Source organism: Sphingomonas sp. BE123 (assembly GCF_031456015.1).
Classification (GTDB): domain Bacteria; phylum Pseudomonadota; class Alphaproteobacteria; order Sphingomonadales; family Sphingomonadaceae; genus Sphingomonas.
The window spans coordinates 581,228-593,981 of sequence record NZ_JAVDTW010000001.1 but is presented as its reverse complement, the minus strand read 5'-3'; the positions used below and the strand labels follow the sequence as shown (position 1 = coordinate 593,981).

The following is a 12,754-nucleotide window of genomic DNA, read 5'->3' as shown; positions in this document are numbered from 1 at the left end:
TATCCCTTTACGCAGCAGAATCGCTTTGGTTCGCTCCGCCCGGTCGAATTCTGTCGGCGGCCGCGCCGGACAGTCCATGCTTCACCAAGATCGCCTCCATATCGGCCGCAGTGAGTGGATCGGCGGCAAGTTCCGCGCGCCGCAAGTCTGCTTTCTCCGCCGCATCGGCCAGCTTGCGCAGGCGAAACGCGCGCGCCTGCCGTGCGTACATCGGCGGCGCGGTGAACGTGCGCAGTTCGCCCGCCGATCGCGGGAAGAAGCGCCGGCCGGGGACGTTGCAATAGGCCCGGCACGCCGCCTGCAGGATGTCGAGCGGGACGTCGGACAAATGCGACCGCAGCAGCGCCAGGCTAGCCTCCGCCTCATCCGCATGCTCGGTCAGCAGGATCGTGGCAGAACGCAAGCCCATCAGGATCACGTGACGCTCTGCCGAGGTAGACGGCGCCATGGCTGCCTCGTGCAATCGCGCGGCCTCGCGAAGCGCTGGCGCTGCTCCGGCAGGAATGGGCAGGGCGTAACCATGCGGAAAGCTGGCATCCAGCTCGCGCAGGTTAACCCATCCCGGGATCGCCGCCTCCAAGCTGGCGGGCGAGAAGCGGGTCTCGATAGCCTTCGGTTCGGAAAGGGCGATTTCGTTGGCCATTACGCAGGCATCCTTCGATGTAAGCTTTGGGGTCCATCGCCCCTTCGCGCTGGGCCTTCCCCAGCGCCACGATCACGGCTTCGGGGCCATAGGTGCTCTTCCACCTGCCCAGCATCGTCCTTGCCGATCCCTCCGCTACCCCAGCCTCGCCGAGCAGCTTGATCCCGGAATCGAACATCACCTTGACCGGGTCGGCGGCGGGCGCCGCTCCGCCGCCGCCCGATGCGTCAGCATCGGAACTAGAGTCTCCCTTTCTCTCTCCCTCTCCCTCTCCCTTTCTCTTGGAGCCTTCGTCCCGAGGGACATTCGGCGCTGTCCCCGGGGACAGATAGGGGACAGACGCGGGAAAGTTATCGGACAGGAACTGGTCGAAACTGGGGGACGGAAGGTCCGTCGAATTGCGCTGGTTGGCCTTTTTGATCCGGGCGCACTCGGCACGATGGCGCTGCTCGACCTTGCCGCGCCAGGCGGACATGACCGCTTCGGCAACGACCGGGTGGTAGAGCCGCCCATCGGTGCAGCGCACGAACCCGCGCAGCGCATCGGCGCGCCGCTTGCGGAAGGTGCGCAAGTCTCGCCCCAGCCCGCACAGGCGCGCCAGCACGGCTTCGTTGTCCGGAAGCGATCCGGCCGGTTCCTGATGCCATGACGCTGCCCACAGCAGCACGGCATACCAGCAGCCTTCGGGGTGCCCTTCGGCCGCAAGGTCGCTGTCGCGCAAACGGGCGACGTGCAGCGGCATGAAGGGGAAGTCTTGCAGATCCGCATCGGGTGGCGTCAGCGGTGCGATATCGGACGTCAAGTGCGCCTCCCCAGCGTGAAGGGCAGCCGGAATCCGAGAGGCAGAACCCAAAGATGATACATGTCAGCCGCATCGACCAATTCGGACGCGGGCGGTTGAACCTCAATCGCGGTACGCCCGGGTCCGAACAGTTCGTCCTTGATCCGCTGCATGTCCCGCCACGGTGGCTCGAGGCTTGATGCGGTGCGAATGGCCAAATGCTGGACCTCTCCCCATTCGGTCGACACCGGACGCACCAGCACGACGTAGAGGTTGTTCTTGAACAGCTCGCGCATCTCCGCGCACCAGCCGTCGAGGATCGCGCCGGGGATGCCGCATGGCAAAGCCGTCCGCTCCCATTCGCCCCAAAGGCCGCTCTTGATCGCGCGCTGCTCAAGCCGCACCGCGTGCCGCCGCTGAACGCGGGTTCCTGCGCCATGCATCGTCATGCTTCGCTCACCTTTGGAAGTGCGATCGGCATGCACTGCCCGGTCGCGATGTTGAGGAAGCCGCCGGCGTGTCTGATCGATCCCCGGCCGAGCAGCTCGAACAGCAGGGCAAGGGCGTGGCTGGCGATCACGCGGTTGATGAACAGCGATTGCCGCTCCAGCGCCTCCTGAACCGAGCATGAGGGAGCGTCGTCCTCGACCAGGCTTTCGTCGGCCAGTTCCGGGAAGGCTTCGAGCACCGTCTGGAGCCGAGCTGCGCGGTCTGCGGCAGTCCCAGCCGGACAGCCGATGATGAACTGCCCGTCGGTCGCGCGGTTGCCCAGGTCGAGCCAATAGCGCGGGCGGCGATAGGACTCGGCATCGGCGATCGCCGCGCCGATCGCGCGCCGCGCTGCTGCGCTGTCGACACAGGTGATCACCATGTCGCGGCCATCGACGCTCGCCGCGTCAGGCGCGCGGCCGTGCACCGCGGTCCAGTTCAGCCCGTGCGCGATGTTGATCCGCTCGACCAACGTCCGTGCCTTGGTGTTGCCGATGTCACAGCGGTAAAAGGGCTGTCGGCCCAGATTGGCCACTGTGACGATATCGTCATCCACCACGGTCACCTGCAGCGAACGCGACGAGATCTCGCGCAACGCCACGTCGAGGCTGGCGAGCCCCATAAGCATCTGCGCGCCGTTGCTACCGCAGCCGACCAGCAGGACGCTGATCGCGCGCGATTCGAACGCGGCGGGAAGGAAGTGGCGCTTCTCCACATCACCCTGCATGGCCGTCTCCGGAAAAGGGGCTGCGCGGCATGGGCAGGAACATTCCGCCCGCGCACATGCGCGCGATGAGCTCGACGCCGTTAGGTTGTCCCAGCCGCCCGGCCACCACCGCGATCTTCGTCGCGTGCATGTCGTCGGCATCGTCGGTGGCGCTGAAGAAGGCCGGGCCGCGCCCATGGCTGTGCAGATCACACACCACGTGCCATTCACCCTCCGGCGCGGGCGGGCTATAGACCAGCCGCGACGGCGTCGCCTCAAGGATCTTCGGATAGCTGATCCGGAAGCTGCGGTCGGACGCATTCCACAACACGAACGCGGCCGCCTCGTTCGGGAGCTGACGCAGGAAGTGCGCGAGGATCTGGTCGAGCAGGTCGCCGGGGATGAGGCCACACCGCAGCGCGGCGCGCGGCCTGCCCACGCTTCCATATGGGACATGCGCGGGCAGGGCATCGCTCAGCAGGGCGTCGACCTCGAGCCATGGGCGGCGCAGGATCAGCATCACACCGTCCTTGCCGACTGCCAGTCCATGCCCGCTATGGGCATTGCGCAGCGCATCGATCGCCGGCGAAGCGCCAAACGGCGGAACGGCGTAACACGGCACTGCGGACAGGACGGACGCCGCGGTCTGGTCGCTGGCAAGGCTCACCATGTCTGCAGCCCTCCTGCGATGATGTCGCCGACCGTGACGGGCGCTGCTGCCTTCGGCTTCTTCCCACCGCTGCGCCGGCCCGCCGATGCTTCGAATGGCCTCAGACGCTTGACGGGGAACCGGCGCGCCTGGCGCGCGGCGAGGTCGTCCCACAGGTGCACCAGCCCGCCCTTGCCAGTCAGCGTTCGCTCCTGGCCGGGGTTGAGGTGCGTAGACCAGCTGTCGAACACGGCATCCTCAAACTCGGGGATCGCCGAAGTGCTCAGCGTCTTCGGCCGGGCGACATTTCCCCAGCACAGCGTGCCATTGATGAAGATGTTGAGGATCGGGGAGAACAGCAGCACCGTGTCAGCGGTAGGCCGCTTGCTCTCCGGCAGGGCAAAGACGCCGAGCGCGCTGCGCGTCGCTACGAACAGGTGCGCGGGATAGGGCACGGTTACACAGGTTCGATCGCCCAGGCGCTTCAGTCCGTCGGGAGGGCTGGACAGGTTGAAATAGGCCGGGCGCACCTGCTCCGGTACCCACCAGGCGACCATGTCCGGGTGCGACACGATCACGTTCTCCGGCAGGATCTCAGGCGCGACATTGCGCTCCAGCGCCTCGGCCCACTGGCGCAGGTGCGCGCGGGTCAGCGGCGTTCCGGCGCCGATCACCGGCGCGCCATCGACCATCTCCACAGGGTGGATGCTGGCGAAGGCGTTCACCCCCTTGCGCGGCGCACTCAGGGCGGTGGTGCCGCCGGAATAGAGCAGGATGGCGCTGCTCAGCACCAGCCCACCCGGCGTCGCTTCGAACTGGGTTGAATGATTCACGCGTGGCCCTCCCGCTGCATCGGGTCGAAGTTGATCAGGTCCTGCGCGGCGAGCAGCACGTCGATGCCAAGGCGAAAGGACGCGAACCAGCCCTCGATGCCGTCTGCATCGGGCAGCTCCAACAGCCCGGCGACGTTGGTGAAGCCCATCTCCATGCCATGCCGCCCGATCTCATCGAGCTCGCGCGCGAACTGGTCGTGGGGAACAAGGGTCAGCGGCGGAAGGTGCGAGGCTTCTTCGAGCTCGGGAAAATACTCGGTGGACCGGTGAAAGTCTTCGACCAGCCACGCGGTGCGCGCGGCGCGGTGCGCATCGAACGCGGCGCGCAGGCGACGCAGCCGGTCGGCCAGCCCCTTCGGCATGCGCTTGAGGGCCTCCGGCTGCGCGGTCATGTAATCCGGCCGCTTGGCGTTCATGGTGGACGGAAGCATTGCCTCCGCCTCGTCGGCCTCGACGCCAAGGCAGTCGACCAGATAGGCCAGTGCTTCCTCGTCGGTCGTCGCGCCTTCCCAATAGTGCATGGAGAACTCTTCGAGCATGTCGGCGTAGTTGAAGAGCTTCAGGACGCTTCCCAGCGTCCCCTCCAGCGCCTGGTAAGCGGCAGCGCGCCAGCCGACGGGCGCAACCGGCCCGGCCAGCGCGTCGGAGAGCACATTGGTCTTCTCGATCCAGCCGAGGTCGACCTGACCGACATCGTCGCAGAGAATGGCAAGCGCCGGGTGCAGGTGCTCGTCCCCCATCAACACCACGACGCGCAGGTTGCTGAGCTTCAGGGGTTCCAGCACCTGCCTGACTGCGCGATCGAATGCCCGCTCGATATGGCGCAGCGCCTCAACGCAGGTCAGCGCGCCCATATTCTGGTCGCGGGCCGCCACCCAGCGGCCGATCATCCGATGATGCGCACCGAGGGGTGCATCGAACTCCGTCGGGACATCGCGCCCGATCGCAACGCCGCGTCCTGCGAGCGGCGCCGGCAGTCGATCAGCCGAGTGGGGCGAGGGCAACGCCGGGCGGCGGCTGGAGCGGCTCGCCGCGCGTTGCCGGCGTGCAGATCCGGGCGTGGATGTCCTGGTCGCGAGGGCTGCAGACCGGGTGCGCTGTGATGGGGGTGTCGCCATCATCTTGTTCGATCCATTCGATAAGGGTCTTGCGGGGGGCGGGCGGGATCACCGGGCGCGACGGACGCGCCATGGTCAGCCCTTGGTGCCGACCGCGCGGCGATACTCGGTGACGTGCACGCCATTGCTGACGCCGACATCGACCGCCTCGGCGTTCAGGATCGCGGGGTAGAGGGTCGCATGATAGGCGCGCAGCTGCTGCGGATCGGCGGCAAGGTGCGGCGGCACGGGAAGGTCCATGCCGTCATAGCGATAGGTGCGGGTGAGCTGTTCGATCTTCATGGTTTTTCCTTGCGTTGCTCAGCCCCAGAGGCTGGCGGGCTCGTTGGCGACCGGAGCTGCGGGCGCGGGCTGCGGCGGATTGGCGTTCGGTCCGACCGGGTTTCCCTTTGCGTCGGTCACGGGGCTGAACTTGGGGTCCGCTGACGCCTTGGCAGGCTCAGCCTTCTTCCCGGCCGCGGGCTTGGCGGCGGCGGTCTTGGCGTGCTGGGTCGCAGCGAGCTGCTCGGCGATCTGGTCAGCCAGCGACTTGCGCTCGGCGAGCATCTGGCCGAGCGCTCCTGCGTCGCCCTTGGCCAGTTCCGCGTCGATCTCCGCCGCGGTCGCCGTGATCGCGATCGGGCGCACCTCCGCGGCCTTGGGGTCGTGCTTTGCCCCGGGTGCCTTGCGCGGCATGATCGTGACTGTCACGACGCCGTCCGCGCCGGCGGTCAGGTCGAGGCCGAGCGAATAGCGCTCGAGCATGGGCAGCAGGCTGGTGATCAGCATGGTGGTCAGTCCTTTTTGGTAGAGGTCGGGGCGGGGCCGTAGGTGCCGTCGAGCGTCATCGCGCTGGGCAGTCGCCCGGCCCATTCGAAGCCGGTGGCGTTCAGCATGCCGTCGATGATGCCGTCCCTGGGGGCCTTGAGCAGCTGGGCGAATGCCTTCGCGCCCATATGATCGACCAGCCCGCATTCCTGCGCGATGCCCTTCAGCTCGGCGGCGTTGAAATGCTCCAGGAACGGGCGGTCGACCTGCCAGGAGTCGCGCAGATCGATCTCGAATGCACGCGCGAGATCCGCCACAAAGGCGAAGTTGCGCACGTCCTTTGCATAGGCCGCACCGATCGCCGCCAACGCATCGACCGCAACCTGGTCGGGCAGGGCGCGGATCGCGCCGATCTTCGCACCGAATGTCATCGTGGAGAACGGACCTCCGATCAGCGCATCCGCCCGGCCGGTGAGCGTGTCCGGCTTGATCTGGGCGATCGTGCCAGTCATCCCTGCGATCAGGATCGCCGCCTGCGCGTGCCCGGCATTGCCAGCCAGATCGCGGGCGAGCGCGGTCCGCCATGCCGCTTCCCGCAATGGCGCAGCGCGCACGGCAAGCGTCTTCGCGGTCACCTGAGCGGCGGGGGCAGCCACAATAGCAGCAGGGGCGCCCCGCTGGTCCGGCGATGAACCAGCGGAGCGATCCGGGGTACTCGGCTCGACGGTCGCATCCGCATCGCCGCGGGTGGTCTGGTCGGAACTCGCCGCTCCGGAATTGGGTTCAGCTGCCTGCTTTGCCTTGAGCGCCGCCGCGTCGGCCGCTTCGGTCTTCAGCTGGAAGCAGCCGGGATTGGTGCAGTGGCCGTCCTCGACATGCGTGTCGAACAGCGCGCGCTGGGATGCTGAGTTGAACGGGCAGGTCGTGCACTCGGTCTTGTCGAACAGCGCCGCGCCCAGGCTCTGCGTCACGCGCATCAGCAGTTCGCGCGTCTTCCCCACGTCGAGGGCGAAGGCGAGGATGTTCTCAAGCGCCTTGTCCTGCTTGTCGGCGGGCACGGCTGCCAGCAGCTCGGCATGGCCGACCTTGATCCGCCGCTCGTCCAGCGCGGACTTCACCGCGGCGGACAGGTTGGCGAGCGCCAGGCGTCGATCGAGCTTCGCGGGTGACCAGCCGAGCCGCCGCGAAGCTTCGGCGCGATCGCCGCCGCAAGCGGCCAGCACCCGCACTGCCGCGTCTGCCTGCTCGGTTTCCGAGGCGTCCTCGCGAACGTCGTTCTCGTCGATCGCCGCCTCCAGTGCCTCCTGGTCGGTCAGGTCGCGCACGACCACCGGAATGGAGCCTTCGGGGCCGAAAGCCTCCAGCGCCGCGCGGAACCGCCGGCCGCCGGCCACGATCTTGAACTCTGCGGTGTCGACGATCGGCCGGACCAGCACCGGCTGCAGCATGCCGCGCAGCTTGAGCGAGGCGACGAGGTCGGCATGCTTGGCCGGGTCGAAATAGCGGCGCGGGTTGTCACCCTCGCGCAGCCGGGCAAGGGGCAGGGTGGTCGGCGAGGACTGATTATTCTCAGGAACCATGTTTGGTCTCCAGCGTGGACGTGTTCATCCGGTCGCGAAGGTTGGCGATGAAATCGCGGTGCTCAGCTTCAAGCCCGTTGGCAGCGAGCTCATGGGCACGCGCATGCGCGCGCAGATGCACGCTCAGACCGAGAGTCGAGAGCGCCGCGGAACCGTCGGCTGCATCGGCCTCGCGGCGATACGCGTCCGACAATGCGCGCAGCATCCTGATCTGGGCGTTCATCAGCCCATTCCCAGCGCAGCGCGGTACGTTTCGAGCAGCGCGTCCTGCTCGTCGAGCTGGTGCTTCTCCATCTTCCGCAGGCGGATGACGGTGCGCATGATCTTGGCGTCAAACCCGGTCGCCTTGGCCTCGCCATAGACGTCCTTGATGTCCTCGCTGATGCCCTTTTTCTCTTCCTCGAGCCGCTCGATGCGCTCGATGAGCAGGCGCAGCTGCTCGGCGGAAATGCTGTCGCTCATGGTCTTCTCCGATTGTGCGCGCTGGGCCCCGACGGGGCTCGGTGCGCTGGGTTCAGGGGTGGGGGCAGGCGCAACCAGCTGGGCCCGCACGGACGCGGCGCTGGCGGCGGCAAGATCGGTGATCAGGACGGAGCGCGCGCCGATGTGGTTGGGCACGCTGAGGATGCCCTCGCTCTGCATCCGCTCGATCAGCCGGCTCGCGCTGTTGTAACCCAGCCGCATTTGCCGCTGGAGCCACGAGGTCGACGCCTTCTGATGCGTGACGACCAGGGCGAGCGCGTCCTGATAGAGCGCTTCGGCATTCACTGCTTCGGACATGGTTCCTCCATCGGAAGGTCGTGCTGCGGATCGGGATTGGCCTTGACCCATGCGGCCAGGCTCGCATGCGCCTGCTCGAGCTGCAGGGCGGCGGCGGCGACCTCCCTCTGTGCGGCGACATGCTTGGAGGTCGCCCGCGCGAGGCGGCGCCGGGCGAAGCCGACCAGCTCCTCCAGACGAAGGCGCGCGGGGCTCGGTTCGACAGGATCGATCATCCAACCCTCCGCCATGAATCCGGCTGCCAGCCGCGATCGGCGGCGCGCTTGACGATCGCCACGCTGTCCATCGTCGCGCTACCACGGCGCCAGTAGCGGCCGCGCGGGTTGAGCCGACCGTCCGGGTCGCAACGCAGCACTGCATATTCGTCGCGCAGCTCGGCCGGGCACCACGCTAGGCGCTGCGCACGCAGCTTCTGCCCCACACCCACTGAGGCAGCCTTGCGGCGCTCTTGGGCCTCGGGCGACGCGCGGTACGCAGCCTGAACGCGACGCCCTTGCTCACGCAGATATTCCTGCCAAGCCGGATCATCCTTGCGCGCCTGATGCCGTGCCTTGTTCTCTGCGCTTTTCTTCGCGCGATACTCTGGTCGCTGGTGGGCGAGCCGCAGTGCGGCGAGACGCCGCGCCTCGCGCGCCGGATCATTCCTCGCGGCGCGGTTGGCGCAGGCGCGACAACGCCCGCCCTTGCTCTGCACCGAAATCGTCGCCGGGCAATCGCTGCAGACGCGCGCGGTCATGCCGGCACCTGTGCGTCGAACTTGCCGATCTCATTGCCCCATGCGTCCCAGCCGTCGCGGCGCTGGCGCGCGAAAAGCTCGACGAAGCGCATCGCGCGCGGCACCAGCCGCTCGCACAGCGCATACTGATCGTCGGGCTTGCGGCTGTGCCCGCGCGCCTCAGCATCAATCACGGCGAGATCCTCGGTCTCGATGATGTTGCGCACGTTGTTGGCGGTGACGGGGCTACCGAGCGCACCGATCAGAAACGGCTCGCTCGCACTGCGCAGGACATAGCCAGTGCCGAACGCAGACTTCCCGTGCCGCGTACGCTTGTGCCAGGCGCCGCCGGTGACATAGCGGAAGCCCCAGTCGCCCATCAGCGCGATCGATTCCCGCAACGTCGGCCAGCAGGCCCACATGAACAGGATCGTGTCGCCGCGGCCCAGCTGCGACACGGGCATGGCCGCCAGTTCACCCCACGTCATCGTATCATACTGGGCTTGCGGGCTCTTCTCCTCGCCCCCGGCACCCCAGGTCTCGAACCGGGTTGCAGGGTCTGCAAGGATCAGGTCGTAGGAAAGCGGCGCGAGGGCGCCGAATGGCCAATCCGCCATCAGTGCCTCCGAAACGTGATGGAGATGTCGGACTGCCAGCACAGCGCGCAGGTGGCACAACAGTCCGTCGCCCCGGTCTGCGCCGGGCAGACGACGCCGATCGCACCCGCGTCGCGGATCACCGACGCGCGGCGCGGGTCTTCCCGCCCCGATACGCGGATGGCGAACCGGTCCCAATTGGCGTCGGCCAGCTCGCGCACGGCTTCCCCGATCGCGTCGGTCCTGGCGGTGAAGCCGAACACGTGCAGGGCAGGAAACGCAGCCAGCGCGCGCATCCAGAGGGCTACATAGGTCAGGCTATAGAAGTCGCCGAGCACATGGAGGCGGACGAGGAACCCGCGCGGATGCGCAGCCTGCAGCGCGGCGAGCTCATCCCACAGCGCTGCTTCGAGCGCGGCGCCTGCGACGATCCGCTCGGCCGCTTGCATCCCGTTGCCGTAGCAGATGCCCCAGGCGGAACAGCTACGCTCACAGGTCGCCCGCTCCTCCAGCGTGAGCGTGAAGATCGGTGCGTCCTTCAGGCGCCCTTTCTGCACCGTTTTTCCGATCTTTCGGCTCTGGTGCCCATCCTTCAGGATGCGCTCGACCTCGTCTGGATCGAACACGCGGGAAGGGAACATTGTCCGACCGGAGCGATAGGCAGGATGCAGCGACGACAGCACAACACCGCGGCCGGCGGGCTTGATGGTCGGGAACCTGCGGAGTGCGCTGGCGGCCGTCATGCCTTCGGCCTCAGCGAGCAGAACCGGCTGTTACAGCCAGACGCTTCCTTGTGCTCGACCTGCCTCTCGCACTGCTCGCACCAGCGCTTGCCGTCGTAGCGGGGAACATGGGCGATCCGCGCGGTTACTGGTGCCGGCGTGACGGGCTTCGGAACTGTCACCGATGCTGCTGCACGCGACATACCGTTGGCGCGCGCCCACGCGTCCTGCATCACCTTCGCGCTCGCTGTGCCGAAGTTCAGGAGCGGATTGTCGGCCTTGGCGCGCATGATGTCAGCGCGCCAGTTCACCTGCTTGCGCATGGAGAGCATGGTCAGAAAACGATCGAACCGCGCCGGTTCGATTGCTTTCCCGCTCCGCATCTCGTCACCGCAAACGACCGCGATGCCGGGGAACAGGGTGCCCGCATATTGCAACACCTGGCCCTCGAAGCCCTGTGACAGTGCGCGCAGGGCGGTGCTGGTGACCTGCTCGCCCTTCTGGCGCCAAGCCGCTTCGATCCCGCCGATGTTCGACACCATTCCCGGCTTCCAGGCGGTGTGGTTGTTGTGCGGAGCGACGCTCAGCCCGGCCGCCGTCAGCGCGCTCATGATGGCCACTGCTGTGGGGTCCTCGCTGGCGATCGCAGCCTTGAACAGATCGAGCTTGGTCAGCGGGCGGCGCTGCTGGTTCAGGTGCACGAAGCTCGCCGCCTCGTCTGCCGCGTTGGCATAGGCGACGATCACGCACGGCAGCTGCGGGATGTCGCCGCGCAGCTTTGCGGCTTCCAGCCGGTGCTGGCCATCGATGACGAACAGCGATCCATCGTCACGACGGCTGACCACCAGCGGCTGGCACAGGTCCCAGTTCCAGAACTGCGCAATGCGACGGATCAGGGCCTGACTGTCGCTCGCCTCGATCGACCGCTGATAGCTCGGATCGACGGCCAACTCGGCGGGAAGCACGAACTGAAGTGTCGGCATGCGGCCGAGTGGCGGGTTGACCTTCAGGCGCGAGGTTGCAGGGCGGCTCATGCGTGCATCTCCGCCAGCGCAGCGCGGCCGCGGCACACGCGGCTCTTGATGGTGCCGATCGCCACGCCAAACTCATCGGCGGCGTCCTCGTATGATCCGGACAGCGCGACCGAGAGAACGGCCGAAGCCTGCTGCGAGGGAATGCGGTTGAGGGATCGCTGCAGGGTTGCGAGTTCGACCGCGAACTCCTGTGCCGCCGGCATGGCAACCTCGAACCCTTCGATATCTGCGATGTAGCCGCCGTCCCAGCGCTTGCGGCGCTGTTCGGAGATGAACAGGTTGCGGACGATCATTGCCATCCAGGCCTGCAGGTTCGAGCCAGCGATGAAACCATCGCGAGCACGCCATGCATTCGCCACCGCCTGGCTCGCGAGATCCTCGGCGCGGTCCGCGTCGCGGCACAGCCGCTTGGCGTAACGGACCAGCTGCGCGCGGTGCCGCATGAGGGCGGCGCCAAAGGCCGCATCGGCTGCAATCGCGGCCCGGGTCATGCTCCTGCTCCCGCGCGGCGGGTCGCGCAGATCAGCTTGGCGCCGACCATCGTGCCCGATTCCTTGAAGGTGCCCGGCTCGATATCGCCGACGCTCGCGCCGATCTCCTTCAGCCAGCTGCGGAATTCGATGCTGGTCCGATCCTCGGCGAAGAATGCGTGCGTCCCCATGATCGCCACGAGCTCACCGCCGGCGCGCAGCAGCGACCAAGCGTGCCGCACGTGCGCGACGTCCTTCCCAGACGAGAAGGGCGGGTTCATCAGCACCACATCGATGGGTGGGAGCGTCGTTGGAGCCCAGAGCAGAAAATCAGCATGGAAGACGAACAGGGCGCCAGCCGCACCATCGGATGCTCGCGCAGCGCAAAGCTCCCGATCGATTTCGACGGCCGAGACGATCGCCCCGGCCGCGACCGCCGCGCGCACGATCGCACCGCCCCCGGCCGACGGCTCGAGCACATGCTGCCCGGTCCGCACGCCGGCCAGCCGCACCATCCGCTCGGCAAGGTCGTCAGGCGTGAAGAACTGCTCCAGCGTCTTCTTGCGGTCGATGGCGATGCCGCTGTCCAGCGCCGCGGCGAGCTCGTCACCGATCGGCTTGGCGAACAGGTGACCCCGGGCGCGACGGTCCCATTTGCCACCCAGCGCCTTCAGCGCCTTGTCGACTTGGGTGTACACGTCGCGCTCCAGCTGCCCCTCGGGCAGCCGCAGGATCGAGCCCTCGACGGTCGATCGACGCAAAACGTCGACAACGGCCGGTTTCAGGGCAACGCCGCGCAGACGCGCGGATCCGTTCGGCGAAGCGGCCATCGCCGCCCCACCGCTGCTCGCGGTAGTCATCATCGATCTCCTCCCGGCGTCCCGCCGGCTT

The 12,754-nt window shown here is 67.4% G+C and carries 19 protein-coding genes and 1 pseudogene; all 20 read right to left on the bottom strand.

What is annotated here, in order from left to right; genetic code table 11:
• Positions 1–7: 7 nt before the first annotated feature.
• Positions 8–643: a hypothetical protein gene (locus J2Y54_RS02900; RefSeq protein WP_310036773.1), complete on the bottom strand. Its 636-nt coding sequence runs from the start codon at positions 641–643 to the stop codon at positions 8–10.
• Positions 552–1,445 carry a DUF1376 domain-containing protein gene (locus J2Y54_RS02895; RefSeq protein WP_310036772.1) on the bottom strand — a complete coding sequence of 298 codons (894 nt, stop codon included), beginning with the start codon at positions 1,443–1,445 and terminating at the stop codon, positions 552–554. Before J2Y54_RS02895 ends, J2Y54_RS02900 begins: the two co-directional genes overlap by 92 nt.
• The gene (locus J2Y54_RS02890; protein ID WP_310036770.1) at positions 1,442–1,873 is read right to left on the bottom strand and encodes a hypothetical protein; all 432 of its coding nucleotides are present in this window, start codon (positions 1,871–1,873) and stop codon (positions 1,442–1,444) included. The genes J2Y54_RS02895 and J2Y54_RS02890 overlap by 4 nt, the downstream gene beginning before the upstream one ends.
• Complete coding sequence (locus tag J2Y54_RS02885) at positions 1,870–2,640, bottom strand: PRTRC system ThiF family protein (protein WP_310036768.1); 771 nt, start codon at positions 2,638–2,640, stop codon at positions 1,870–1,872. Before J2Y54_RS02885 ends, J2Y54_RS02890 begins: the two co-directional genes overlap by 4 nt.
• Positions 2,630–3,289: a PRTRC system protein A gene (locus J2Y54_RS02880; RefSeq protein WP_310036766.1), complete on the bottom strand. Its 660-nt coding sequence runs from the start codon at positions 3,287–3,289 to the stop codon at positions 2,630–2,632. Before J2Y54_RS02880 ends, J2Y54_RS02885 begins: the two co-directional genes overlap by 11 nt.
• Positions 3,283–4,101 carry a PRTRC system protein B gene (locus tag J2Y54_RS02875; protein WP_310036765.1) on the bottom strand — a complete coding sequence of 273 codons (819 nt, stop codon included), beginning with the start codon at positions 4,099–4,101 and terminating at the stop codon, positions 3,283–3,285. The genes J2Y54_RS02880 and J2Y54_RS02875 overlap by 7 nt, the downstream gene beginning before the upstream one ends.
• Positions 4,098–4,991 (bottom strand): hypothetical protein, encoded by an 894-nt coding sequence (locus J2Y54_RS02870; protein ID WP_310036763.1) that lies wholly within the window; start codon positions 4,989–4,991, stop codon positions 4,098–4,100. The genes J2Y54_RS02875 and J2Y54_RS02870 overlap by 4 nt, the downstream gene beginning before the upstream one ends.
• Before the next feature lie 303 nt (positions 4,992–5,294).
• Positions 5,295–5,501 (bottom strand): PRTRC system protein C, encoded by a 207-nt coding sequence (locus J2Y54_RS02865; RefSeq protein WP_310036762.1) that lies wholly within the window; start codon positions 5,499–5,501, stop codon positions 5,295–5,297.
• 18 nt (positions 5,502–5,519) lie between these two features.
• On the bottom strand, positions 5,520–5,987 hold the full coding sequence (locus J2Y54_RS02860; RefSeq protein ID WP_310036760.1) for a PRTRC system protein E: 468 nt from the start codon (positions 5,985–5,987) through the stop codon (positions 5,520–5,522).
• 5 nt (positions 5,988–5,992) lie between these two features.
• Entirely contained in the window at positions 5,993–7,546 is a 1,554-nt protein-coding gene (locus J2Y54_RS02855; protein ID WP_310036758.1) for a PRTRC system ParB family protein, read from the bottom strand.
• Complete coding sequence (locus J2Y54_RS02850) at positions 7,536–7,769, bottom strand: hypothetical protein (protein WP_310036756.1); 234 nt, start codon at positions 7,767–7,769, stop codon at positions 7,536–7,538. The genes J2Y54_RS02855 and J2Y54_RS02850 overlap by 11 nt, the downstream gene beginning before the upstream one ends.
• Positions 7,769–8,008, bottom strand: coding sequence for a DUF2312 domain-containing protein (locus J2Y54_RS02845; protein WP_310038437.1), 240 nt, complete (start codon positions 8,006–8,008; stop codon positions 7,769–7,771). The genes J2Y54_RS02850 and J2Y54_RS02845 overlap by 1 nt, the downstream gene beginning before the upstream one ends.
• A gap of 129 nt (positions 8,009–8,137) precedes the next feature.
• A pseudogene (locus tag J2Y54_RS02840) lies at positions 8,138–8,326 on the bottom strand (DNA translocase FtsK); the annotation flags it as partial.
• Positions 8,311–8,541 (bottom strand): hypothetical protein, encoded by a 231-nt coding sequence (locus tag J2Y54_RS02835; RefSeq protein WP_310036755.1) that lies wholly within the window; start codon positions 8,539–8,541, stop codon positions 8,311–8,313. The pseudogene J2Y54_RS02840 and the gene J2Y54_RS02835, both read right to left, overlap by 16 nt.
• Entirely contained in the window at positions 8,538–9,062 is a 525-nt protein-coding gene (locus J2Y54_RS02830) for a hypothetical protein (RefSeq protein ID WP_310036754.1), read from the bottom strand. Before J2Y54_RS02830 ends, J2Y54_RS02835 begins: the two co-directional genes overlap by 4 nt.
• Positions 9,059–9,658, bottom strand: a complete 600-nt coding sequence (locus J2Y54_RS02825; protein ID WP_310036752.1) for an MT-A70 family methyltransferase — start codon at positions 9,656–9,658, stop codon at positions 9,059–9,061. The genes J2Y54_RS02830 and J2Y54_RS02825 overlap by 4 nt, the downstream gene beginning before the upstream one ends.
• The gene (locus J2Y54_RS02820) at positions 9,658–10,380 is read right to left on the bottom strand and encodes a hypothetical protein (RefSeq protein WP_310036751.1); all 723 of its coding nucleotides are present in this window, start codon (positions 10,378–10,380) and stop codon (positions 9,658–9,660) included. Before J2Y54_RS02820 ends, J2Y54_RS02825 begins: the two co-directional genes overlap by 1 nt.
• A complete protein-coding gene (locus J2Y54_RS02815; protein ID WP_310036750.1) occupies positions 10,377–11,393 on the bottom strand; it encodes a ParB/RepB/Spo0J family partition protein in 1,017 nt (338 codons plus the stop codon). Before J2Y54_RS02815 ends, J2Y54_RS02820 begins: the two co-directional genes overlap by 4 nt.
• Positions 11,390–11,884: a sigma-70 family RNA polymerase sigma factor gene (locus J2Y54_RS02810; RefSeq protein WP_310036747.1), complete on the bottom strand. Its 495-nt coding sequence runs from the start codon at positions 11,882–11,884 to the stop codon at positions 11,390–11,392. The genes J2Y54_RS02815 and J2Y54_RS02810 overlap by 4 nt, the downstream gene beginning before the upstream one ends.
• Positions 11,881–12,723 (bottom strand): hypothetical protein, encoded by an 843-nt coding sequence (locus J2Y54_RS02805; RefSeq protein WP_310036745.1) that lies wholly within the window; start codon positions 12,721–12,723, stop codon positions 11,881–11,883. Before J2Y54_RS02805 ends, J2Y54_RS02810 begins: the two co-directional genes overlap by 4 nt.
• Between the last annotated feature and the right edge of the window lie 31 nt (positions 12,724–12,754).